We start from the raw sequence: 24,109 nt of genomic DNA, 5'->3' as shown, positions 1-24,109 counted from the left end.
GAGCGAGCTTGCTCGCGAAAGCGGTGGATCAGTCGACATCGATGTTGAATGTCAGTCCGCCTTCGCGAGCAAGCTCGCTCCCACAGTGACCGAGTAAGGCAACTCGACCTGCAAGACCCTGCGGTCTTTGGGAGCTTCACCTATGTTGAACACCCTTCTTCCAATCCTGTTGTTCGCAGCTATCGGCCTTGGTGTCCTCGGTGCGTTACGGCGGGTGGCCATGTGGCGTCGGGGCCGGGCCTCGAAGGTCGATCTGATCGGCGGCCTGTTCGCCATGCCGAAACGCTACATGGTCGACTTGCACCACGTGGTGGCGCGGGACAAATACATCGCCAACACCCACGTCGCCACGGCGGGCGGTGCGGTAGCGTCGATTGTGCTGGCGCTGTTGGTGCACGGTTTCGGCCTGCACAACCGCATCCTCGGTTACGCCTTGCTGCTGATGACGGCGGTGATGTTCGTCGGCGCGATCTTCGTTTATCTGCGTCGGCGCAACCCGCCCGCGCGGCTGTCGAAAGGCCCGTGGATGCGCCTGCCGAAAAGCCTGCTGGCGTTCTCGGCGTCGTTCTTTCTGCTGACCCTGCCGGTGGCCGGAATCCTCCCGGAGAACTTTGGCGGCTGGGTGCTCGCCGTCATTCTCGGGATGGGCGTGCTGTGGGGCGTGTCGGAACTGTTTTTCGGCATGACCTGGGGCGGGCCGATGAAACACGCCTTTGCCGGTGCTTTGCATTTGGCTTGGCACCGTCGCGCTGAACGTTTTGGTGGTGGTCGTTCCACCGGCCTGAAACCGCTGGATCTCAATGATCCTTCAGCGCCGTTAGGGGTTGAGAAACCCAAGGATTTCACCTGGAACCAGTTGCTCGGTTTCGACGCCTGCGTGCAGTGCGGCAAGTGCGAAGCCGCGTGCCCGGCCTTCGCCGCCGGCCAGCCGCTGAACCCGAAAAAGCTGATTCAGGACATGGTCGTCGGCCTCGCTGGCGGCACCGATGCCAAGTTCGCCGGCAGCCCCTATCCGGGCAAACCCATCGGCGAACACTCAGGCAATCCACATCAACCAATCGTCAACGGTCTGGTCGACGCCGAAACACTGTGGTCGTGCACCACTTGCCGCGCCTGCGTCGAGGAATGCCCGATGATGATCGAGCACGTCGACGCCATCGTCGACATGCGCCGTCACCTGACCCTGGAAAAAGGCGCAACCCCGAACAAGGGCGCCGAAGTCCTCGAAAACCTGATCGCCACCGACAACCCCGGCGGTTTTGCTCCGGGCGGACGGATGAACTGGGCGGCGGACTTGAACCTCAATCTGCTCAGCGAAAAGAAATCCACCGACGTGCTGTTCTGGGTCGGCGACGGTGCCTTCGACATGCGTAACCAGCGCACCCTGCGCGCCTTCGTCAAAGTGCTGAAAGCGGCAAAAATCGACTTTGCCGTACTCGGTCTCGAAGAGCGTGACAGTGGCGACGTGGCCCGCCGTCTCGGTGACGAAGCGACCTTCCAGTTGCTCGCCAAACGCAACATCCAGACTCTGGCCAAATACAGTTTCAACCGCATCGTCACCTGCGATCCGCACAGTTTCCATGTGCTGAAAAACGAGTACGGCGCGTTCGACGGCAACTACCTGGTGCAGCACCACAGCACCTACATGGCGGAAATCATTCAGGCCGGCGCGCTTAATCTTGGTCAGCACAAAGGCAACAGCGTGACCTATCACGATCCGTGCTACCTCGGCCGCTACAACGGCGAGTACGAAGCTCCGCGTGAAGTGCTGCGGGCACTCGGCATTGAAGTCAAAGAGATGCAACGTTCCGGTTTCCGCTCGCGCTGCTGTGGCGGCGGCGGCGGGGCGCCGATCACTGACATTCCGGGCAAACAGCGGATTCCTGATATGCGCATGGAAGACATCCGCGAGACCGGCGCTGAACTGGTGGCCGTGGGTTGTCCACAATGCACGGCGATGCTCGAAGGTGTGGTCGAACCGCGTCCACTGATCAAGGACATCGCCGAACTGGTCGCCGACGCACTGCTCGAAGACGCCGCGCCAAGCAAGCCTGCCACCCCGGCCAAACGTGAACCAGCGGAGGCCCACTGATGAGCGACATTATCCGCCGCGACCCGCGCGCCGAATGGATTGCGCGTAACCGCCTGCACCCGCTGCATGCGGCGATGCAACCGGCGCAACACAGCTGGATGGGGCCCAACGGTGTCATCCGCAAGAATCCGCACGGCATCGGTTTTATCGGTCCCAACGGCCTCAAACGCATCGATCGCAGCGGCGCGCAACAGGGCGGGGCGGTCAAACGTTCCGCTGCTGTGGAAGTGCAATTGCCGCTGCATCAGGTGCCCGCGCCAGCGTTCTACATCAGCGTGGTGCCCGACATGGTCGGTGGCCGCTTGAGCAGCCACGACCGTGATCTGTTCGGCCTCGCCCATCAGCTTGCCGGTCAGGACGGCGCGGTATTGGCGGTGGTCTTTGGTGAGCACAAGGAAAATGCTTTCGCCACCGCAGGCGTAGATCGCTTGCTGGTGCTCGACGGCGAACAGTTCAGCGGTTATGCACCGGAGCAACGCGTGCAAGGTTTGCGCGCTGTGGATAACCAGTTCAACCCACGTCATTGGCTGCTGCCGGATAGCCGCAGCGGTGGTGGCGAACTCGGCCGGCGCTTTGCCGCTGCACTCGGCGAGCGCCCGGCGACGCGGGTCTGGCAGGTCAAGGATCAGGAATGCATCGGCCGCGCTGGCGCTGGGCTGCAAGACCTTGCCCGTCCCGCCGCACGGTTGATTCTGGCTGCCGCCGAATGCGCCGAGCCGGTCAGTGAAACTCGCCATGAAGCGTTGCCGGTGGAGTTATCCACAAGTGTCGCGCGCAGCCTGTCGCGGATTGAAGATCTCGGTGCGGTGGCGGTGGATCCGGCAGCGATTCCGATGGCCGAAGCCGAATTCATTTTCTCCGGCGGTAACGGCGTCAAGGACTGGCAGCTGTTTCACGAAACGGCGGCGGCACTCGGCGCTACCGAAGGCGCTTCGCGGGTGGCGGTGGACGACGGCTTTATGGCTCGTGATCGCCAGGTCGGCGCATCCGGCACTTGGGTCACTGCGCGGGTTTACGTGGCTGTGGGTATCTCCGGTGCGATCCAGCACCTGCAAGGCATTGGCGCTTGCGACAAGGTGGTGGCGATCAATCTCGATCCGGGTTGCGACATGATCAAGCGTGCCGATTTGTCAGTGATTGGCGAAAGTGCAGAGATTCTGCAGGCGTTGATCGAAGCGGTCGCGGCTTACCGCAACGAAGCCAAGCGCGATGCGGCTTAAGGAAACGCTATGAACACGAAAGTTATCAGTCTGGTTTCAATTGGCGCCCACCCGACTTCCGGCAGGCCACGCCGCGCCGATCAGGACGCGCGCGCCGTGGAACTGGGTTTGCAACTGGCTGGGGATAACCTGCAGGTGTTGCATGCCGGCGACGTGGCGGAACCGGCACTGCGCGCCTATCTGGGCATGGGGCTTGAGCAGATGCATGTGTTGGAACAGCCCACGGGTGCTGATGCATTGCCAGCGTTGACTGAGTATTTGCGTGATGCTGGCGCGCAAGTGGTGCTGACCGGCAGCCAGGCGGAAACCGGTGAAGGTTCGGGGATGCTGCCGTTTTTGCTCGCCGAAGGTCTGGGTTGGCCGTTGGTGGTCGGGCTGGCGCAGGTCGAGTCGATCAATGACGGTTCGGCGCTGGTGCTGCAAGCCTTGCCGCGTGGGCAACGGCGGCGGTTGAAGGTCAAGCTGCCGTTTCTGGCGACTGTGGATAACGCTGCGCCGAAGCCTCGGCAGAGTGCTTATGGTCCGGCGCGACGCGGGGTCTTGCAGGCTGAAGACATCGAAGTGGTGGACGATGAGTTGCTCGCGGTCGCCACTTTGCAACCGGCCAAGCCTCGGCCCAAACGGCTGAAGGTGATCAAAGCCAAAAGTGGCGCCGACCGCATGAAAGCCGCTACCGCCAAAGCCAGTGGCGGCGGTGGGCAAGTGCTCAAAGGCGTCACCCCCCAAGCCGGCGCCGAAGCCATCCTCAAGCTGCTGATTGAAGAAGGCGTCGTCCGCTGAAAAGCCCCTCACCCTAGCCCTCTCCCGGAGGGAGAGGGGACCTACGGTGGCGTGCTCAAGCGTTACATCGACCTGAGAGATGGGCGTGAACTCAGGTTTGGCCAAGCTAAGGACACCGCATAAGTCTTCCAACACACCTCGGTCGGCTCCCTCGCCCTCCGGGAGAGGGCTGGGGTGAGGGTAGCTTTACCCACAATCCCTGTTGGCGGATCTGTGGATAACGTGTTCGCCCCTCTCTAGACCCCACGCCAATCAAGCCCTACAGCCCTCCGATCAAAAAACAACCAGCCTAAGTCACGGATTTTCGGAGCTTTTTCCGGCAGGATTACGCAATAAGTTGCCCCCAATCTCTGTTGGCGCTTCTGTGGATAAGATGTTCGCTATCCGCTGAGACCCGTATAAACCGTAGCCTGCAAAGAATTGATCAAAAAACAATCAATTCATCTGTTTCAACGAAAATCCCCTGCACAAACCCCGATTTCACACAGCCTCCAACGCTTTTCCACAGCAAGGCCAAAGTTACCCCCGATCTCTGTTGGCGCTTCTGTGGATAAGGTGTTCGCCATCCTCTACAGCCCATTAAAAACGTGGTCTACGGAGTTCTGATCAAAAAACAACCAATGCGTTTCGCAAACCGTCCTTCTGGATAAGTCACGACTTTTCTTCACAAATCAGTGAGTTATTTTCCCGTTCATCCACAGTTACCCCCATTTGCTGTGGGTGGCTATGTGGATAACTTGTTTGCCAAACCCTGCAAGCCCCGTCCGCCATAGTCCAAACGGCAATTGATCAGATTTCATACAGTTCTAAGGCGTTGCCTTGACTTCGATTCCAGCGCTGTCTTCACTGCAATGGCACAAGGACAGCCGTCACTTATCCACATCTGGTTCTGGGAGAACGCATGATGGATAGCCAGCCGCACCGCCCCCCGCCCTCGCCACGCAAGCGCACGCTTCGGCGCGCCGCCAATCAGCACGCTCGCCTGTAGCGCGCCTCACCCGCCAGACCGCTGTGCTGTCGCCGGACTCGTTCCGGAGGCCAGGTGCCCGTTCGCCCATTGATTGCAGGCAACCGCAGAGTTGCCCCCATCTGCCTGATTAGAGGATGCACCTCATGACACGGATCGCAACGCCCATCAGCGAGATCAAGGAACACTACGATGTGATCGTTATCGGTTCAGGCTACGGCGGCGGCATTGCTGCCTCGCGCCTGTCCCGTGCCGGCAAACGTGTGTGCCTGCTCGAACGCGGTCGGGAAATCCAGCCCGGCGAATACCCCAACACCATGATCGCCGCTACCGAAGAGCTGCAGGTGCACGACCCGGATGGTCATATCGGGTCGCGCACCGGTTTGTTCGACTTGCACGTCAACGCTCAGCAAAACGTCGTGGTCGGTTGCGGCCTCGGCGGCACGTCGTTGATCAACGCCAACGTGGCCCTCGAGCCAGAGCCGGGCGTGTTCGATGACCCGCGCTGGCCGCAAGCGGTACGTGAACACCGCGACACGTTGCTCAAGGACGGGTATGCCCGCGCCCGGGAAATGCTCAAACCCAATCCTTACCCGAGCACTTCGCCGAATCTGCCCAAGCTCGACGCCAACAAGAAATCGGCGGATTACCTCAAGCAAGGCGCGCATTTCTACAAACCGCCGATCAACGTGACCTTCGACAAACTGCCGAACAACCTCAACCATGTCGGCGTTGAGCAACTGCCGTGCAACCAGTGCGGCGACTGCGTTTCGGGCTGTAACAACAAGGCCAAGAACACCACGCTGATGAACTATCTGCCGGACGCGTGGAACCACGGCGCGGAGATTTTCTGCCAGGCCGAAGTGCGGCACCTGGAACGTGATGGCGACGGCTGGATCGTGCATTTCCAGTACCTCGACAGTGGTCGTGAGATGTTCAGCGCACCGACGTTGTTCGTTAAGGCTGACATCGTCGTGGTCTCCGCCGGCACCCTCGGCTCCACTGAGATTTTGCTGCGTACGCGGGACAAAGGCGTGGTGATGTCCGGCCAGCTCGGCGAGAACATGAGTGGCAACGGTGACATCCTCGGCTTCGGCCACAACTGCGAACAGGTCATCAACGGCATCGGTTTTGGCGCGCACCCGGCCAAGGAATTGCACCCGGTCGGCCCGTGCATTACCTCGGTCATCGATATGCGCACCGAAGGCGACTGGCGCAGCCGCATGGTCATCGAAGAAGGCTCAATCCCCGGCGCCCTCGGCCGGCCGATGGTGCCGGCGATGGCCGGGTTTGCCGAGATGATCGGCGTGGCCAGCGATGACAGTTTCAGCGGCAAGGTGAAGTACAAGGAGCGTGAAGCCGAAAGCTTCCTGCGCGGCCCGTATTACGGCGCGCTGCACAACATGCAGACCTACCTGATCATGAGCCACGACAGCGGCCAGGGGCGGATGGTCCTCGACAACAAGGACCAGCTGCGCATCGATTGGCCCGGCGTTGGCGAGCAGGAGAACTTCAAGCTCGGCAACCAGCGTTTGCAGCAGAGCACCAAGGCGTTGGGCGGGGTCTGGGTGGAAAATCCGATCTGGACCAAATTGCTTAAGCACAGCATCGTCTCGGTACACCCGTTGGGCGGTTGCGTGATGGGCGAAGACGCTGCGCAAGGCGTGGTCAATCACAAGGGCCAGGTGTTCAGTGGCGCCAGTGGCAGCGATGTCTACGCCAACCTTTACGTGACTGACGGCGCGGTGATTCCGACCTCATTGGCGGTGAATCCGCTGCTGACGATTTCCGCCGTGAGCGAACGCAACATGGGCCTGCTCGCCGCCGACCGTGGCTGGCAGATCGACTACACGCTGCCGTCGGCGCCACGCAAACCGGTGGCGCCGCCGACCCTTGGCGTGCAGTTCACCGAAACCATGAAGGGCTATTTCTCTCGCGCCTTCACTGCGGCGCAAAGCACCGATCTGAAAGTCTACGAAGCAGCGGCCAAACGCGGCGAGGCGGACAATTCACCGATCGACTTCACCCTGACCATCACCGCCAATGACATGAACCGGATGATCAAGGAGCCGGAGCACGCAGCAACCATTGTCGGCACGGTGAGCGCGCCGGCGCTGTCAGCCAAACCACTGACCGCCAGCAACGGCGTGTTCAACCTGTTCGAGCAATTCGAGCAGCAGGTCGATACGCGCCACATGAAATACGACATGAAGCTGACCGCCGAGGACGGCAACGATTACTTCTTCAGCGCCTTCAAAACCGTGCCGGAAGACAACGGCGTGCTGAATATCTGGCACGACACCAGCACGCTCTACGTGACGCTGTATCACGGGCCGGACAAGACTGGCGAGGTGATCGGCTCCGGGGTGATGCACATTCATCCAACCGATTTCGCCAAACAGATGACCACCATGAAAGTCCTCAATGCGCGCAACGAGCGTGAGCGTATCGAAGGGCTGGCGCGGTTCGGCAAGTTCTTCGCCGGGATTCTCTGGGAAAGCTACGGCGGCGTGTTTGCCGGGGATATCTACTTCAATCCGGATGCACCGCCACGGTTGAAGCGGCCGCTGGATGCACCGGTTCCGGCAGTGCATTTCTTCCCCACCGAAGATGGCGTCGAATTGCGCCTGACGCGTTATCAGGCTGGCAGCAAAGGCCCGGTGATGCTGGTGCATGGCTTGGGCGTGGGGTCGAATATCTTCTCCACCGACACCATCCAGACCAACCTCCTCGAATACCTGTGCAAGCACGACTATGACGTGTGGCTGCTGGATTTTCGCGTGAGCATTTTGCTGCCGGCGAGCAAGAAGGAGTGGAGCGGCGATCAGATTGCCCAGTACGACTTCAAGGCTGCCATCGCGCAGATCCAGCAGCAAACCAACGCCCGCGATGTGCAGTGCGTGGTGCATTGCTATGGCGCGACGACGTTCTTCATGTCGTTGCTCGCCGGTTTGCAGGGCGTGCGTTCGGTGGTCTGCTCGCAGATTGCTGCGGACACCGTGGTTGCCACTGCCACGGGGCTGAAGGCCGGATTGCACCTGCCAGGGATGCTTGATGCGATCGGCATCAAGTCGATGACTGCTTACGCCGACAGCAAGGAAAACTGGTTCAACAAGCTCTACGACAAGGCCCTCAACGGCTACGCGCGGATCGAGGCGCAGGGTTATTGCACCAACCCGGTGTGCCACCGCATTACCTTCATGTACGCCTCGCTGTATCGCCACGACACCCTCAATGAAACCCTGCACGACAACCTGCACGAGTTGTTCGGCGAGTCGAACATCGAAACGTTCGAGCACCTGGCGCTGATCGTGCGTAAAGGGCATCTGGTGGATTTCAAAGGCAACGATGTGTACATGCCGCACTTTGACCGGCTGACCATGCCGATCTGTTTTATCAGCGGTGCCGACAACCAGTGTTACCTGCCGGAAAGCACCCTTAAAACCTACCAGCGTTTGTGCGACATGCATGGGCCTGCGCGCTACAGCCGGCAGGTGGTGTCTGGCTACGGCCACATCGACTGCATGTTCGGCAAGAACGCAGTGGTCGATGTCTACCCGATCATCCTTGAACACCTGGAGAAAACTGCCCTCGGTTGACTGGAAACCGAGTCGACTGCATCGCTGGCAAGCCAGCTCCCACAAAGGCACCACTTTCCCTGTGGGAGCTGGCTTGCCAGCGATAGCTGAAGGTCAGGCGCTACACCTCTTGGGTCTGCACAAGGAAATGGATGACATGGACAGCTACATCCGCTGGTTTCAACGCTTCATCTGGATCGGCATTGCGATGAACATGGTGTTCGCCATCCCTGCGCTGTTCGCGCCGGGCTTGCTGACATCGGTGGTCGGGCTGCCGCCGCAACTCTCCGACCCATGGCTGGAAAATGCCGGAATGCTGCTGGTGGGCATCAGCGTGTTTTACATGCCGTCGGGTTTCAACGCACCGCGCTACGTGGTGCATTCCTGGCTGTGTGTGCTGACGCGGTTGATCGCGGTGATCTTCTGGATCTACCTGATCAACACCAGCAGCCAGGGCTCGGTGTTTGTGCCGATGCTGATGGGCGATCTGAGCTTCTTTCTGATCCTCGGCATTTTGCTCTACCTCGGCACCACGCCGGAGAACCGGCCATGGGCGCTGCTCTGCGATGGCTGGCGCGAATGGCGCGCGGCGTGGCAGCGGCAATGGCAGAGTCACGCCTTCAAGGTTGGCACGCTGATCGTGGTCGCCGTGCTCGGCTTTATTGGTTACGAAACCTGGTATCAGATGCTGCGGGTGGTGCCGGAACAGGAATACGCCTCCGACGAAGACCACTATAAGTACGCCGCGATTGGCCTCGGTATCGAGGCGCGTATTCCCTATTACCTGTTCGCCGTGCTGCCGCAGATGTGCCCGGAGAAAATGCCCAAACCCGGCGGCTGGGAAGTCTTCGGCTTCCTCTTCGAGAGCGGCAAGGACCTGCCGATCGGCATGGCCAAGCGGCAGATCGGCTACCCGACTGTCGAGCCGAATTGCGCGTTGTGTCACACCGGTTCCTACCGCGCCAATGCCAGCGACGTCGCCGTCAATGTACCGAGCGCACCAGCTAATACCCTGCAACTGCAAGCCTTCCAATGGTTTGCCTACGATTGCGCCAGCGACCCGAAATTCACCACCGACGCAGTGATGGCGGCGATCAACAGCAAGTTCCAGTTGGGCTTCTTCGAAAAAATCTACAACCGCTACCTGATCATGCCGATGGCGAAAAGCGCCTTGCTCAAGCAGAAACAAGCCTACGCCTGGCAGAAGCTGCGTCCGCAACAAGGCCCGGGCCGTACCGACACCTTCAACCCGACGAAAATGGTCGTGTTCGGCTTCCCGGATGACTCGACCATCGGCACCGTCGACCTGCCGCAAGTGTGGAACCAGAAACCGCGCGAATCGATGTACCTGCACTGGGATGGCAATAACAACAAGATCCACGAACGCAACTATGCCGCCGCAATGGCAGTCGGTGCGACGCCGGAATCGGTGTTGCCGCCGAGCTTCAATCGCGTGACCAACTGGCTGCTCGGGCACAAGGCGCCGGCGTGGCCGTGGGCGCTGGATCAGGCGAAAGTCGCGCAGGGCAAACCGATCTGGGAGGCCAACTGCGCCGCTTGTCATGACTTCGGCCGCGCCGATACCGGGCAGGTCACGACCAACATCGACCAGCTCGGCACCGATCCGCACCGGCTCGATTCGTTTACCACCGGTCTGGTGGCCGCGTTCCATTCCTTCAAGAAACCGCCGTTCGATTTCGGCGCCTATCGCAAAACCCAGAGCTACAGCAACACGCCCACCGACGGCGTCTGGCTGCGCGCGCCGTACCTGCACAACGGCTCGGTGCCGACGCTGTGGGACTTGCTGCAACCACCAGAAAAACGTCCGCAGACGTTCATCACCGGTTCCGACATCTACGATCCGGTCAACGTTGGTTTTGTCACCAGCGGCGCCCAGGCCAAGGCCTCGGCCGACTTCAAATACGACACGCGTCTGGAGGGTAACCACAACACGGGCCACCTGTACGGCACGACGCTGTCGGACGACGACAAGCGGGCTCTGATCGAATTCATGAAAACCCTGTGAACCTTACGGAGAGAGGATTACGCCATGTCACTGGTCAGTCATTGGGAACACGAGTACGACAAGGTCAAAGTGCGCATTCACGGCTTGTTCACGCGCATGGAAATGGCCTGGATGAAACTCATCAGCGAGCTGGAGCCGCAGGAGTTTCAAGCGATCATCAGGTTGCTGCAGCGCGGCCATGATCAGGCGCAGTACGTGCTGAAAAATGGCGACTTGCCGGACGATGAGCCGGGCGTGCCGTGGGAGTTGTCGCACGGCTTGTCGATCCTGCGCATCGGCAATGCCACGCCATTGCCGCAATCGCCCGATCAACTGGCGACCCGCGTGCTGAAGGACGGCACGCTGCTCGGGTGTCGCAAGTGGGAACTGCTCGATCTGTTGTGGAGTGAGGCCCTGCTGAAGTGGATCGAAAACCTGCGCCATCACGCGACGTTCGGCACCGACCCGGCGGTGGTGCAGATGGACCGCGACGTGACCCTGGCGATCGCCGGCGACTGGGGCACCGGGCCGTTCGACAGCCATGCGCCGGCGGTGTCGGTGGCCAATCAGATGCAACTGGCTCAGGCGGATTTCACCATTCACCTCGGCGATGTGTATTACGCCGGCAGTCATTCCCAGGAAGACGTCGATATGGCCGGTTGGCCAATGGGCACGCATGGCTCATTCACCCTCAATTCCAATCACGAGATGTACAGCGGCGCCCATGGTTATTTCAAGGAACTGGCCAAGCGTTTTCCGGGGCAGCAGGGCACCAGTTACTTTGCCTTGATCAACGATGACTGGCTGGTGGTCGGGCTGGATTCGGCCTATGCGTCAGATGCGATGAACCTGTACATGGATGGCACCTTGAACGAGCCGCAGATCCAGTGGATGAAAGGCCTGCCGAAACGCAAGAAGCTCATGGTGCTCAGCCATCATCAGGGCTTCGATATTTCCGGGCACAACAAGACTGCGCTGTATCAACCGGTGTGCGATGCACTGGGGCGCGAGCCGGATTACTGGTATTGGGGGCATCTGCACAACGGTATCGTTTATGCGCAGCAGGGTGATTTGCACGCGCGTTGCGCCGGGCACGGAGCGATTCCTTATGGCAATTCCAGTGAGCTGAACGGGCATTCGCGGGTGTTGTGGTCAGAGACGCAGGATGCCAACGACCCGGCGTATCCGCTGCGGGTGTTGAACGGGTACGCGAAAATCCGCTTGGTGGGGGAGGAGATTTTTGAGGAGTTTATTGGCGAGGATGGATCGGTGAGGTGGTCATCCAAGTGACGCGGTGACTGGGCCGGCCTCTTCGCGAGCAGGCTCGCACCCACAGTTGGAACGCATTCCAAATGTGGGTGCGAGCCTGCTCGCGAAGCCTTTGCCTTTGCTTTTAGCCTTGGACCGGGACGCCTTTGAGGTACGGCGCAGGCTCGGCGCCGAGGTTGTTCAGCAAGCGCTCGCTGTACCAGTCGACAAAGTTGACCACGCCAAATTCATACGTCTTCGAGTAAGGCCCAGGCTGATACGCCGTCGAGTTGATCCCGCGCTGGTTCTCTTCCGCCAGACGCCGGTCCTGATCGTTGGTCGCATCCCACACCTGGCGCATGCGCTCGACGTCGTAATCCACGCCTTCAACGGCATCCTTGTGCACGATCCACTTGGTAGTCACCATGGTTTCCTGCGCGCTGATCGGCCACACGGTGAAGACGATGATGTGATCGCCCATGCAGTGGTTCCACGAGTGCGGCAGGTGCAGGATGCGCATCGAACCCAGATCCGGGTTTTTGATCCGGCCCATCAGTTTCGCGCAGCCCTGTTTGCCGTCGAGAGTCATCGATACGGTGCCCTTGAGCAGCGGCATGCGCACGATGCGGTTGCGCAGGCCGAAACTGGCGTGGGCATAAGGAATCTTTTCGGCTTCCCACGCTGCAGCGGAGGCGGCGACGTGATCCTTGAACGCCTGATCGGCGCGCGGATCGGTGACGTCGTCCCATTCCAGCAGGGTTTTCAGCAGTTCCGGGTGCGACGCGTTGCAGTGGTAGCACTCGCGGTTGTTTTCCAGCACCAGTTTCCAGTTGGCCTTTTCCATCAAGGTGGTGGTGATCGCCACCTTGGTGTTCTCCATGTCGTACGGTTCCATGTAATGGTTCAGCGTCGACAGGAAGTCATCAATGGCCGGTGGATTCTCGGCCAGGCTGATGAAGATGTAGCCGCCGGCAGTCTTCACGTTCACTGGTTTGAGACCGTATTGCTTCATGTCGAAGTCGGCGCCCATTTCGGTGCCGGCGAACAGCAAGCGACCGTCCAGCTCGTACGTCCACTGGTGGTAGTGGCAGACCAGTTTGGCCACTTTGCCTTTTTCACTGGTGCACAGGCGCGAGCCACGGTGACGGCAGACGTTGTGGAAGGCGTGGACTACGCCCTCGGCGCCACGGATGACGATGATCGGGTTCTTGCCGATCTGCAGGGTCAGGTAGTTGCCCTTGGCCGGGATTTCGCAAGTCATGCCGGCGATCAACCACTCTTTCTGGAAGATCTCCTGCATGTCGATATCGAACAGCCGCTCATCGCTATAGAACGGTTGCGGCAGCGAAAACGTCCGCTCGCGCTCCTGGAGCATTTGTGCGGTGGCCTTGCGTGCGGGTTCCAGCGGATCGCCCAGGCTGATTTTTGCGGTGACGTCCATCGATGTGATCCTCATGGCCATCTGCGTGGCCGGCGAAAAGTGGCTGATCAGGTGTGCTGCTAACGGTTGCTACGCAAGGTGTAAAGAATCTGTCTTGGTGTTGGGGCGAGTGTGGGGCCGGCGCAGGGCGGAACCTTATCCATGGGCGACATGGTGCAATCTGTTCCCGACGCGCAACCCCCGGTGGTTGGGGGCTGGTCGCGATAAGTATGCCGATGTCGCGGATAGGTAAACGGGCGGTTCGCGCTATACGCAGAATCGCCGACATGAGGCCGACAGTCGGCCGTGGAGAACAGCATGTCCAACAGCTTCCTGAATCCGGTCACCACCCAGACCTGGGCCAATGGCCGACACATCGTCCGTTGCGTCAAAGTCATCCAGGAAACCTGGGACGTGCGCACCTTCTGCTTTATGGCCGATCAGCCGATCCTGTTCTTCTTCAAGCCCGGGCAGTTCGTCACCCTGGAGCTGGAAATCGAAGGCCAGCCGATCATGCGTTCGTACACGATCTCCAGTTCGCCGTCGGTGCCGTACAGCTTTTCGGTGACGATCAAGCGCGTGCCGGGCGGCAAGGTTTCCAACTGGCTGCACGATACGCTGCATGAAGGCCAGGAGCTGGCGGTGCACGGGCCGGTCGGGCTGTTCAACGCCATCGACTTCCCGAGCCCGAAAGTGCTGTACCTGAGCGGCGGCGTCGGTATCACGCCGTGCATGTCGATGGCGCGCTGGTTTTACGACACCAACGCCAACGTCGACATGACCTTTATCCACAGCGCGCGCTCGCCGAAAGACATCATCTATCACCGCGAGCTGGAGCATATGGCGTCGCGGATCGACAACTTCAGCCTGCACCTGATTTGCGAGAAGCACGGCTTGGGTGAGCCGTGGGCTGGTTATCGCGGTTACCTCAATCACAAGATGCTGGAATTGATGGTGCCGGACTTCCTTGAGCGCGAAGTGTTCTGCTGCGGGCCGACGCCGTACATGAATGCGGTCAAGCGGTTGCTGGAAGTGGCCGGGTACGACATGTCGCGTTATCACGAGGAATCGTTCGGGGCGACGCCGCCCGAGGCCCGTGCCGATGCGGTGGAACAGGCGGAGCAAGCTGCGGATGCGCCGGAAATCGATGCGGCGGATCTGCATCAGGTCGAATTCACCTCGTCCGGCAAGAGCATTCGTGTGGCCCCGGGCGAGACCGTGCACGCGGCGGCAGCCAAGCTGGGGTTGATGATTCCGAAGGCGTGCGGGATGGGGATTTGCGGGACGTGCAAGGTGCTCAAGCTGGGCGGTGAGGTGGAGATGGAGCACAACGGCGGGATTACCGAGGACGACGAGGCTGAGGGGTTCATCCTGTCGTGCTGCAGCGTGCCTAAAGGCGATGTGCGTATCGATTTCTGAGTGGGGCGAATTTTCGCGTACGGCTTGCCCCTCACCCCAGCCCTCTCCCAGAGGGAGAGGGGGCCGACCGAGGTGTCTGGCGTTCTGCATCGACCTGAAAGACCTTATCGATTATGGATTCGGCAAAGCAGTTTCACGTCGGCGTAATTCTCAAATATCCCCCATTCAGTCCCCTCTCCCTCTGGGAGAGGGCTAGGGTGAGGGGCTTTTCAGTCGATAAACAAATCCGGCATTAGTGCCGCGTCGCTTTCTCGATCAAAGCGATATTGACCGAACTCAGTCACGCCGCTCTCACGCAAAACTTCCTCATCAATCAACAGTCGCCCGGTAATCTGCCGCCCGCTGCTATCCAGAATCACATGCGCCGCATCCGCCATGATCGAAGGCAGACGCGCCTGCTTGAACGACTCCCGATTACCCAACTGAAACTCAATCGCCGCCGTGGCAATCATCGTCTGCGGCCACAGCGAATTGACGCTGATCCCATAACCGGCAAACTCCTCACTCATCCCGATCGTCAGCATGCTCATGCCGTACTTGGTCACGGTGTACGGGCTGAACTGTGCAAACCATTTGTTCGCCAGATTCAGTGGTGGTGACAGATTGAGAATGTGCCCGGCGGATTTTTTCAGATAGGGCAGGGCGGCCTGACTGCACAGCAACACCGCGCGGGTGTTGATTTGGTGCATCAGGTCGAAACGCTTGAGTTCGACGTGTTGCACACCCGTGAGCTTGATTGCCCCGGCGTTGTTCACCAGTGCATCGATGCCACCGAAGTGCTCACTGGCCTGCGCGAGTGCCTGACGCACGGCTTCTTCATCACGCACATCCACTTGCAGGGCCAGAGCCTTTCCGCCCGCCGCTTCGACTTCCGCCGCGACGCTGTGAATGGTGCCGGGTAATTTGGCGTGGGGTTCGGCGCTCTTCGCCGCAATGACGATGTTGGCCCCGTCCTTCGCGGCGCGCAGCGCAATCTCACGGCCAATGCCACGGCTGGCGCCGGTGATGAACAGGGTTTTGCCTTGTAACGACATGCCGATGCTCCTGCTTATTGTTATGTGAGCGAAGGGCTCGACAGACAATGTAGACCAAGTCTTCAGGTGCGAACGAGGAGGGCTGAGTGGGCGAGTTTTTGTGGGAGCGAGCCTGCTCGTGAAAGCGGTGTGTCATTCAACATCTGTGTTGTTTGACACGGCTTCTTCGCGAGCAGGCTCGCTCCCACAGGGGAGGGGTCTATCAGGCGGACATGACTTCGCGGATGTCGCGGGCGAGTTCGCGGACGCGTTCTTCTTCGGTGTCCCACGAGCACATGAAGCGCGCGCCGCCCTTGCCGATGAAGGTGTAGAAACGCCAGTTTTTCGCGGTCAGTGCGGCGATGGCCGGTTCCGAGAGTTGCAGGAACACGCCGTTGGCTTGCACCGGGAACATCAGTTCGACGCCGGGAATGTCGCTGACCAACTCGGCCAGCAATTGCGCGCAGTGGTTGGCGTGGCGGGCGTATTTCAGCCAGGCGTCGTTTTCGAGGATGCCGACCCACGGTGCCGAGAGGAAACGCATTTTCGAGGCCAACTGGCCGGCCTGTTTGCAGCGATAGTCAAAGTCTTCCGCCAGTTTGTGGTTGAAGAACAGGATCGCTTCACCCACGGCCATGCCGTTTTTCGTGCCGCCGAAGCACAGCACGTCAACGCCGGCCTTCCAGGTCAGATCTGCCGGCGAGCAACCGAGGAATGCGCAGGCGTTGGAGAAGCGCGCGCCGTCCATGTGCAGGTGCAGGCCCAGTTCCTTGCACGTGGCGCTGATGGCGCGGACTTCTTCCGGGGTGTAGACGCTGCCGACTTCGGTGGCTTGGGTCAGGGTCACGACGCGCGGTTTCGGGTAGTGGATGTCCTGGCGCTTGAGCGCGACTTCACGGATCGACTGCGGGGTGATCTTGCCGTTTTCAGTGCCGGCGATCAGCAGTTTCGAGCCGTTGGAGAAGAATTCCGGCGCGCCGCATTCGTCGGTTTCGACGTGGGCGGTTTCCGAGCAGATCACGCTGTGGTAACTCTGGCACAGCGACGACAGGGCCAGCGAGTTGGCGGCGGTGCCGTTGAAGGCGAAGAATACTTCGCAGTCGGTTTCGAACAGTTTGCGGAAATGATCGGCCGCGCGTGCGGTCCATTCATCGTCGCCATAAGCGCGCTGGTGGCCATGGTTGGCCTGCTCCATCGCAGCCCAGGCTTCAGGGCAGATACCGGAGTAGTTGTCGCTGGCGAATTGTTGGCTCTTGTCGGTCATGGCCGGCTTCCGTGGTCGAGACTCTTGTGAAGGCTCGTGGTCAATGTTGGTGCGCACTTTACCGAAGATCTTCCGGGGAGCACACGGGATGTCGCGTTCAGGAAATTACCAGTTTGCGGGTCGATTATGCACCTGAGAAAACGTGACGGCGCGCTGGATCTGCTCAAGTGGCTGGCGCTATTGAGCATGTTGCTCGATCACCTGCGATATGTCGGGTTCTCCGCCGATTGGCTGTACGTGCCGGGGCGGCTGGCGTTTCCGTGGTTTTGTCTGGCGATGGCGGCGAATCTTTCGCGCGATGGGTCGCGGAAGATGGAATGGCGGTATCTGGGCTGGTTGTCGCTGTTCAGTGCGCTGAGTGAAATTCCCTATCGGTTGTACATTCCAGAGCCGGATACGTTGAACGTGATGCCGACGCTGGCGTTGGGCTTGCTGGTGGCGCGGGGGTGGCAGGATCCGGTTTGGGTTTCACGACTGCTGGCGGTAAGTGCAGTGACACTGGCCGCTGTATTCCCGGAGCGGCTGATGTTCGGCTTCTTCGGCGTTCTGCTGCCGTTGGCGATGCTGCTGGTGTTTCGCCGCCCCTGGTACTTCAGCTTGCTGCCGGGATTGATTTGTCTGGCGGCGAATCAATGGCAGGTGCTGTACGACTCGGCGAGATTCGGTAGCAGCGTCGCGATCCTTGGCATTGTCATCTGTCTGTTCGCGCCAATGCTCGGAATGTTCCTGTTGCGACATGTGCGACATCTTCAGCCTCCCCCCATGCGCCGCTGGGCTTACGCCCTTTATCCTGGGCATTTCCTCCTGCTGCTACTTATCCGTCAAATCACCGCTTAACCCTGTGGGAGCTGGCTTGCCAGCGATAGCGGTGGGTCAGCCGCCATCGATGCCAGATATGACACCGCCATCGCTGGCAAGCCAGCTCCCACAGGGTTCTCCAGTGTTTTCGAGATCGAGTCTGGAAAACGCATTTCCAGCCATGTCGTAAACGCACCTTTGCGTGGCGCGCGCAGGCATTTGAGCTGTCTGCGCCGGTCATACCATCGGCATCAAAGGGCACTGCCGTGATTGCCAGTGCCTTACCGAGACGAATGGCGCACAGATGCCGCTGGGAGAGACGCGATGTTCAGCAAGCAAGACCAGATCCAGGGTTACGACGATGCACTGCTGGCGGCGATGAATGCCGAGGAGCAACGTCAGGAAGATCACATCGAGCTGATCGCGTCAGAGAACTACACCAGCAAACGCGTGATGCAAGCGCAAGGCAGCGGCCTGACCAACAAATACGCCGAAGGCTATCCGGGCAAGCGCTACTACGGCGGCTGCGAGCATGTGGATAAAGTCGAAGCGCTGGCCATCGAACGCGCCAAGCAACTGTTCGGCGCCGATTACGCCAACGTCCAGCCGCACTCCGGTTCCTCGGCCAACAGCGCTGTTTACCTGGCGCTGATCCAGCCGGGCGACACCATCCTCGGCATGAGCCTGGCCCATGGCGGTCACCTGACCCACGGCGCCAAAGTGTCGTCCTCGGGCAAGCTCTACAACGCCGTACAGTACGGCATCAACACCGACACCGGGCTGATCGATTACGACGAAGTCGAACGTCTCGCCGTCGAATCCAAGCCGAAAATGATCGTCGCCGGTTTCTCCGCTTACTCGAAGACCCTGGACTTCCCGCGCTTCCGTCAGATCGCTGACAAGGTCGGTGCGCTGCTGTTCGTCGACATGGCCCACGTGGCCGGTCTGGTCGCCGCCGGTCTGTACCCGAACCCGCTGCCGTACGCCGACGTGGTCACCACCACCACGCACAAAACCCTGCGCGGTCCACGTGGCGGGCTGATCCTGGCCAAGTCCAACGAAGAGATCGAGAAAAAGCTCAACGCTGCCGTATTCCCCGGCGCTCAGGGCGGCCCGCTGATGCACGTCATCGCCGGTAAAGCCGTGTGCTTCAAGGAAGCGCTGGAGCCAGGCTTCAAGGCGTATCAGCAACAAGTGATCGACAACGCCCAGGCGATGGCCAGCGTGTTTATCAAACGTGGCTACGATGTAGTGTCCGGCGGCACCGACAACCATTTGTTCCTGGTCAGCCTGATCCGTCAGGGCCTGACCGGCAAAGACGCCGACGCTGCCCTCGGTCGCGCGCACATCACCGTCAACAAGAACGCCGTGCCGAACGATCCGCAATCGCCGTTCGTGACCTCGGGCCTGCGCATCGGCACCCCGGCTGTCACCACTCGCGGTTTCAAGGTGACCCAGTGCGAAGTGTTGGCTGGCTGGATCTGCGACATCCTCGACAACCTCGGTGATGCCGATGTCGAGGCCAATGTTGCCCAGCAAGTGTCGGCCCTGTGCGCAGACTTCCCGGTTTATCGCTGAGTGTTCTGGAGTAACTGACTATGCAACGCTATTCGGGCTTCGGCCTCTTCAAACACTCCCTCAGCCACCACGAAAACTGGCAGCGCATGTGGCGCACGCCAACGCCGAAAAAGGTCTACGACGTGGTCATCGTCGGTGGCGGCGGGCACGGTCTGGCGACTGCCTATTACTTGGCGAAAGAACACGGCATCACCAACGTCGCCGTGGTCGAGAAGGGCTGGCTGGGCGGCGGTAACACCGCGCGCAACACCACCATCGTGCGTTCCAACTACCTGTGGGACGAGTCGGCGCACCTCTACGAACACGCGATGAAATTGTGGGAAGGCCTGTCGCAGGATCTCAACTACAACGTGATGTTCTCCCAGCGTGGCGTCTACAACCTGTGCCACACCCTGCAGGACATCCGCGATTCCGAGCGTCGAGTCAGCGCCAACCGCCTCAACGGCGTCGATGGCGAACTGCTCAACGCCAAGCAAGTGGCTGACGAGATTCCGTACCTCGACTGCTCGAAGAACACCCGCTACCCGGTGATGGGCGCGACCGTTCAGCGTCGCGGCGGCGTCGCCCGTCACGATGCCGTGGCCTGGGGCTTTGCCCGTGCCGCTGACGCCTTGGGCGTGGACTTGATTCAGCAGACCGAAGTGATCGGTTTCCGCAAGGAAAACGGCGTGTGCATTGGTGTTGAAACCAACAAGGGTTTCATCGGCGCCAAGCGCGTCGGCGTGGTCACGGCCGGTAACTCTGGGCACATGGCCAAGCTCGCCGGTTTCCGTCTGCCGATCGAATCCCACCCGCTGCAAGCGTTGGTGTCCGAACCGATCAAACCGATTATCGACAGCGTGATCATGTCCAACGCCGTGCACGGTTACATCAGCCAGTCCGACAAGGGCGACCTGGTGATCGGCGCCGGTATCGACGGCTACAACGGCTACGGCCAGCGCGGTTCGTACCCGGTGATCGAGCACACCATTCAGGCCATCGTCGAGATGTTCCCGGTGTTGTCCCGCGTGCGCATGAACCGTCAGTGGGGCGGCATCGTCGACACCACCCCGGACGCTTGCCCGATCATTTCGAAAACCCCCGTACCGAACATGTTCTTCAACTGCGGTTGGGGCACCGGTGGTTTCAAGGCAACTCCTGGCTCGGGCAACGTGTTTGCCGCGAGTCTGGCCAAGGGTGAAATGCACCCGTTGGCCGCACCTTTCTCCATCGACCGTTTCCACAACGGTGCGTTGATCGATGAACACGGCGCTGCTGCGGTTGCCCACTAACAGGAGAAATCCCCATGTTGCATATCTTCTGTCCTCACTGCGGCGAACTGCGCTCCGAAGAGGAATTCCACGCATCCGGTCAGGCGCACATTCCGCGCCCGCTCGACCCTGGCGCCTGCACTGATGAAGAGTGGGGCGACTACATGTTCTTCCGCGATAACCCGCGCGGTCTGCACCACGAACTGTGGGACCACGTTGCCGGTTGCCGTCAGTACTTCAACGTCACCCGCGACACCGTGACCTACGAGATTCTCGAAACCTACAAGATCGGCACCAAGCCGCAATTCACCGACAAGGCTGATTCGGCGAAAACAGCCACGACGGCGCTGGGAGAGAAGGTATGAGCCAGACCAATCGCCTGTCCAACGGTGGACGGATCGACCGCAACAAAGTGCTGAGCTTCACCTTCAACGGTCAGAGCTACAAAGGCTTCGAGGGTGACTCGCTGGCCGCCGCGCTGATCGCCAACGGCGTCGACATTATTGGCCGCAGCTTCAAGTATTCGCGTCCTCGCGGGATCTTTGCTGCCGGTGCCGAAGAGCCGAACGCGGTGCTGCAGATCGGTGCCACCGAAGCCACCCAGATTCCCAACGTGCGCGCCACGCAACAGGCGCTGTACCAAGGCTTGGTCGCGACCAGCACCAACGGCTGGCCGAGCGTCAACAATGACATGATGGGCATTCTCGGCAAGGTCGGCGGCAAGCTGATGCCGCCGGGTTTCTACTACAAAACCTTCATGTACCCGCAATCGTTCTGGATGACGTACGAGAAGTACATTCGCAAGGCTGCCGGTCTGGGTCGTTCGCCGACCGAAGTCGATCCGGACACCTACGACTACATGAACCAGCATTGCGACGTGCTGATCGTCGGCGCTGGCCCGGCCGGTCTCGCCGCTGCCTTGGCCGCTGCGCGCAGCGGTGCCCGAGTGATTCTTGCCGATGAGCAGGAAGAGTTCGGCGGCAGCCTGCTCGATTCCCGCGAAAGCCTCGACGGCAAACCGGCGATGGACTGGGTCGCCAGCGTCATCACGGAACTGAAGAACACCCCGGACGTGCTGCTGTTGCCGCGCGCCACGGTCAACGGTTACCACGACCACAACTTCCTGACCATTCACGAACGCCTCACCGATCACCTCGGTGACCGTGCGCCGATTGGCCAGGTCCGTCAGCGCATTCACCGTGTCCGCGCCAAGCGTGTCGTGCTGGCGACCGGTGCTTGCGAGCGTCCGCTGGTTTACGGCAACAACGACGTGCCGGGCAACATGCTCGCTGGCGCGGTGTCGACTTACGTGCGTCGCTACGGCGTGGCGCCGGGCAAGAAGCTCGTTCTGTCGACCAACAACGATCACGCTTATCGCGTTGCTTTGGATTGGCTCGATGCCAGTCTGCAAGTGGTGGCCATCGCCGATGCGCGCAGCAATCCGCGTGGTGCATTGGTGGAAGAAGCCCGCGCCAAAGGCATCCGCATTCTGACCGGCAGCGCCGTGATTGAAGCCCGTGGCAGCAAGCGCGTCACCGCTGCTCGCGTTGCTGCGATTGATGTCAAAGCGCACGCCGTGACCAGTCCGGGCGAGTGGCTCGACTGCGATGTGGTGGCCAGTTCCGGCGGCTATAGCCCTGTCGTCCACCTGGCTTCGCACCTCGGTGGCAAGCCGACCTGGCGTGAAGACATCCTCGGTTTCGTACCGGGCGAAGCACCGCAGAAACGCGTGTGCGTCGGTGGCATCAACGGCGTTTACGGTCTCGGCGATTCGTTGGCTGACGGTTTTGAAGGCGGCGTGCGCGCTGCCGCTGAAGCCGGTTTCCAGACCGTCGAAGGCGTGCTGCCAAAAGCCTTGAGCCGTCACGAAGAACCGACGCTGGCGCTGTTCCAGGTGCCGCATGAAAAGAACACCGCACGGGCGCCGAAGCAATTCGTCGACCTGCAAAACGACGTGACCGCTGCAGCGATCGAACTGGCAACCCGCGAAGGTTTTGAGTCGGTCGAGCACGTCAAACGCTACACCGCGCTGGGCTTCGGCACCGATCAGGGCAAGCTCGGCAACGTCAACGGTCTGGCCATTGCCGCGCGCTCGCTGAACGTGACCATCCCGCAGATGGGCACCACGATGTTCCGCCCGAACTACACGCCGGTCACCTTCGGCGCCGTGGCCGGTCGTCACTGTGGGCACATCTTCGAGCCTGTTCGCCACACCGCACTGCATGCCTGGCACGTGAAGAACGGCGCCGAGTTTGAAGACGTCGGCCAGTGGAAACGTCCATGGTACTTCCCGAAAAACGGTGAAGACCTGCACACCGCCGTGAAGCGCGAATGCAAAGCCGTGCGCGACAGCGTCGGCCTGCTCGATGCCTCGACCCTCGGCAAGATCGACATTCAAGGCCCGGATGCCCGCGAGTTCCTCAACCGCGTGTACACCAACGCCTGGACCAAACTCGATGTGGGCAAGGCGCGCTACGGTTTGATGTGCAAAGAAGACGGCATGGTCTTCGACGACGGTGTGACGGCGTGTCTGGCCGACAACCATTTCGTCATGACCACCACCACTGGCGGCGCCGCACGCGTGCTGCAATGGCTGGAGCTGTACCACCAGACCGAATGGCCGGACATGAAGGTGTACTTCACCTCCGTCACCGACCACTGGGCGACCATGACCCTGTCCGGGCCGAACAGCCGCAAGCTGCTCAGCGCTGTGACCGACATTGATTTGAGCAACGAAGCCTTCCCGTTCATGACCTGGAAAGAAGGGCTGGTCGGCGGTGTGCCGGCGCGGGTGTTCCGCATCTCGTTCACCGGTGAGCTGTCGTACGAAGTCAACGTCCAGGCCGACTACGCGATGGGCGTGCTGGAGAAAATCGTCGATGCCGGCAAACAGTACAACCTGACCCCCTACGGCACTGAAACCATGCACGTGCTGCGCGCGGAGAAGGGTTTCATCATCGTCGGTCAGGACACTGATGGCTCGATGACCCCGGACGATTTGAACATGGGCTGGTGCGTGGGTCGCACCAAACCGTTCTCGTGGATCGGCCAGCGTGGGATGAACCGTGAAGACTGCGTGAAGGATCAGCGTAAACAGCTGGTCGGTCTGAAGCCGATCGATCCGAACGTGTGGTTGCCGGAAGGTGCGCAGTTGGTGTTCAACACCAAGCAGGCGATTCCGATGACCATGGTCGGCCACGTGACCTCCAGCTACGCGCACAACTCCCTCGGTTATTCGTTTGCCATGGGTGTGGTCAAGGGCGGTCTGAAGCGCCTCGGTGAGCGGGTGTTTGCACCGCTGGCCGACGGCAGCGTGATCGAGGCGGAGATTGTTTCTTCGGTGTTCTTCGATCCGAAGGGGGATCGCCAGAACATTTGATGATCTGGAGTCCTGTGGGGTGGCGGATATCGCCTTCGCGAGCAAGCTCGCTCCCACAGGTTTCGGGTTGTTAATGGGATTTGTGTCAGGCATCAGTC

At 60.5% G+C, this 24,109-nt stretch carries 15 protein-coding genes; 12 read left to right on the top strand and 3 right to left on the bottom strand.

Annotated elements, in window-relative coordinates; all coding sequences use genetic code 11:
* Window positions 1–142: 142 nt before the first annotated feature.
* The 6 genes from dgcB (at window position 143) to ACZ0A4_RS21690 (ending at window position 11,932) form a co-directional block, all read left to right on the top strand.
* On the top strand, window positions 143–2,092 hold the full coding sequence (gene dgcB / locus ACZ0A4_RS21715; protein WP_463576328.1) for a dimethylglycine demethylation protein DgcB: 1,950 nt from the start codon (window positions 143–145) through the stop codon (window positions 2,090–2,092).
* A complete protein-coding gene (gene etfA, locus ACZ0A4_RS21710; protein ID WP_463576327.1) occupies window positions 2,092–3,312 on the top strand; it encodes an electron transfer flavoprotein subunit alpha in 1,221 nt (406 codons plus the stop codon). Before dgcB ends, etfA begins: the two co-directional genes overlap by 1 nt.
* A 9-nt stretch (window positions 3,313–3,321) precedes the next feature.
* Window positions 3,322–4,092: an electron transfer flavoprotein subunit beta gene (etfB, locus tag ACZ0A4_RS21705; RefSeq protein ID WP_463576326.1), complete on the top strand. Its 771-nt coding sequence runs from the start codon at window positions 3,322–3,324 to the stop codon at window positions 4,090–4,092.
* 1,113 nt (window positions 4,093–5,205) lie between these two features.
* Entirely contained in the window at window positions 5,206–8,658 is a 3,453-nt protein-coding gene (locus tag ACZ0A4_RS21700; RefSeq protein WP_463576325.1) for an alpha/beta fold hydrolase, read from the top strand.
* Window positions 8,659–8,794: 136 nt separating this feature from the next.
* The gene (locus ACZ0A4_RS21695) at window positions 8,795–10,663 is read left to right on the top strand and encodes a c-type cytochrome (protein WP_463576324.1); all 1,869 of its coding nucleotides are present in this window, start codon (window positions 8,795–8,797) and stop codon (window positions 10,661–10,663) included.
* A 24-nt stretch (window positions 10,664–10,687) separates the two neighbouring features.
* Window positions 10,688–11,932 carry a metallophosphoesterase family protein gene (locus ACZ0A4_RS21690; RefSeq protein ID WP_463576323.1) on the top strand — a complete coding sequence of 415 codons (1,245 nt, stop codon included), beginning with the start codon at window positions 10,688–10,690 and terminating at the stop codon, window positions 11,930–11,932.
* A 103-nt stretch (window positions 11,933–12,035) separates the two neighbouring features.
* Here the strand turns inward: ACZ0A4_RS21690 and gbcA are convergent, their stop codons facing one another.
* Window positions 12,036–13,331 carry a glycine-betaine demethylase subunit GbcA gene (gbcA, locus tag ACZ0A4_RS21685; protein ID WP_008083155.1) on the bottom strand — a complete coding sequence of 432 codons (1,296 nt, stop codon included), beginning with the start codon at window positions 13,329–13,331 and terminating at the stop codon, window positions 12,036–12,038.
* 297 nt (window positions 13,332–13,628) lie between these two features.
* Between gbcA and gbcB the strand changes: the two genes are divergently transcribed.
* Entirely contained in the window at window positions 13,629–14,729 is a 1,101-nt protein-coding gene (gene gbcB / locus ACZ0A4_RS21680; RefSeq protein WP_007911227.1) for a glycine-betaine demethylase subunit GbcB, read from the top strand.
* 209 nt (window positions 14,730–14,938) lie between these two features.
* Here gbcB and ACZ0A4_RS21675 read toward each other — a convergent pair whose 3' ends face one another.
* Window positions 14,939–15,763 (bottom strand): SDR family oxidoreductase, encoded by an 825-nt coding sequence (locus tag ACZ0A4_RS21675; RefSeq protein ID WP_463576322.1) that lies wholly within the window; start codon window positions 15,761–15,763, stop codon window positions 14,939–14,941.
* A gap of 202 nt (window positions 15,764–15,965) precedes the next feature.
* On the bottom strand, window positions 15,966–17,006 hold the full coding sequence (locus ACZ0A4_RS21670) for a threonine aldolase family protein (protein ID WP_016772826.1): 1,041 nt from the start codon (window positions 17,004–17,006) through the stop codon (window positions 15,966–15,968).
* Window positions 17,007–17,132: 126 nt separating this feature from the next.
* Between ACZ0A4_RS21670 and ACZ0A4_RS21665 the strand changes: the two genes are divergently transcribed.
* From ACZ0A4_RS21665 to ACZ0A4_RS21645, 5 genes are all read left to right on the top strand, one after another.
* Complete coding sequence (locus tag ACZ0A4_RS21665) at window positions 17,133–17,843, top strand: TraX family protein (protein ID WP_463576321.1); 711 nt, start codon at window positions 17,133–17,135, stop codon at window positions 17,841–17,843.
* A gap of 285 nt (window positions 17,844–18,128) precedes the next feature.
* Complete coding sequence (locus ACZ0A4_RS21660; RefSeq protein WP_007913117.1) at window positions 18,129–19,382, top strand: serine hydroxymethyltransferase; 1,254 nt, start codon at window positions 18,129–18,131, stop codon at window positions 19,380–19,382.
* A 20-nt stretch (window positions 19,383–19,402) separates the two neighbouring features.
* A complete protein-coding gene (locus ACZ0A4_RS21655; RefSeq protein WP_003206307.1) occupies window positions 19,403–20,653 on the top strand; it encodes a sarcosine oxidase subunit beta in 1,251 nt (416 codons plus the stop codon).
* A gap of 14 nt (window positions 20,654–20,667) precedes the next feature.
* Window positions 20,668–20,997: a sarcosine oxidase subunit delta gene (locus tag ACZ0A4_RS21650; protein ID WP_007913119.1), complete on the top strand. Its 330-nt coding sequence runs from the start codon at window positions 20,668–20,670 to the stop codon at window positions 20,995–20,997.
* Window positions 20,994–24,011 carry a sarcosine oxidase subunit alpha gene (locus ACZ0A4_RS21645; protein ID WP_463576320.1) on the top strand — a complete coding sequence of 1,006 codons (3,018 nt, stop codon included), beginning with the start codon at window positions 20,994–20,996 and terminating at the stop codon, window positions 24,009–24,011. Before ACZ0A4_RS21650 ends, ACZ0A4_RS21645 begins: the two co-directional genes overlap by 4 nt.
* Window positions 24,012–24,109 lie beyond the last annotated feature (98 nt).

Source organism: Pseudomonas sp. AC172, from assembly GCF_979258595.1.
The sequence above is the reverse complement of the archived record's forward strand: the minus strand, read 5'-3'. Positions and strand labels throughout refer to the sequence as shown.

Coding starts and splice junctions, on each gene's coding strand:
- dgcB (WP_463576328.1), top strand. CDS start 143: ATGTTGAACACCCTTCTTCCAATCCTGTTGTTCGCAGCTATCGGCCTT.
- etfA (WP_463576327.1), top strand. CDS start 2,092: ATGAGCGACATTATCCGCCGCGACCCGCGCGCCGAATGGATTGCGCGT.
- etfB (WP_463576326.1), top strand. CDS start 3,322: ATGAACACGAAAGTTATCAGTCTGGTTTCAATTGGCGCCCACCCGACT.
- ACZ0A4_RS21700 (WP_463576325.1), top strand. CDS start 5,206: ATGACACGGATCGCAACGCCCATCAGCGAGATCAAGGAACACTACGAT.
- ACZ0A4_RS21695 (WP_463576324.1), top strand. CDS start 8,795: ATGGACAGCTACATCCGCTGGTTTCAACGCTTCATCTGGATCGGCATT.
- ACZ0A4_RS21690 (WP_463576323.1), top strand. CDS start 10,688: ATGTCACTGGTCAGTCATTGGGAACACGAGTACGACAAGGTCAAAGTG.
- gbcA (WP_008083155.1), bottom strand. CDS start 13,331: ATGGACGTCACCGCAAAAATCAGCCTGGGCGATCCGCTGGAACCCGCA.
- gbcB (WP_007911227.1), top strand. CDS start 13,629: ATGTCCAACAGCTTCCTGAATCCGGTCACCACCCAGACCTGGGCCAAT.
- ACZ0A4_RS21675 (WP_463576322.1), bottom strand. CDS start 15,763: ATGTCGTTACAAGGCAAAACCCTGTTCATCACCGGCGCCAGCCGTGGC.
- ACZ0A4_RS21670 (WP_016772826.1), bottom strand. CDS start 17,006: ATGACCGACAAGAGCCAACAATTCGCCAGCGACAACTACTCCGGTATC.
- ACZ0A4_RS21665 (WP_463576321.1), top strand. CDS start 17,133: ATGCACCTGAGAAAACGTGACGGCGCGCTGGATCTGCTCAAGTGGCTG.
- ACZ0A4_RS21660 (WP_007913117.1), top strand. CDS start 18,129: ATGTTCAGCAAGCAAGACCAGATCCAGGGTTACGACGATGCACTGCTG.
- ACZ0A4_RS21655 (WP_003206307.1), top strand. CDS start 19,403: ATGCAACGCTATTCGGGCTTCGGCCTCTTCAAACACTCCCTCAGCCAC.
- ACZ0A4_RS21650 (WP_007913119.1), top strand. CDS start 20,668: ATGTTGCATATCTTCTGTCCTCACTGCGGCGAACTGCGCTCCGAAGAG.
- ACZ0A4_RS21645 (WP_463576320.1), top strand. CDS start 20,994: ATGAGCCAGACCAATCGCCTGTCCAACGGTGGACGGATCGACCGCAAC.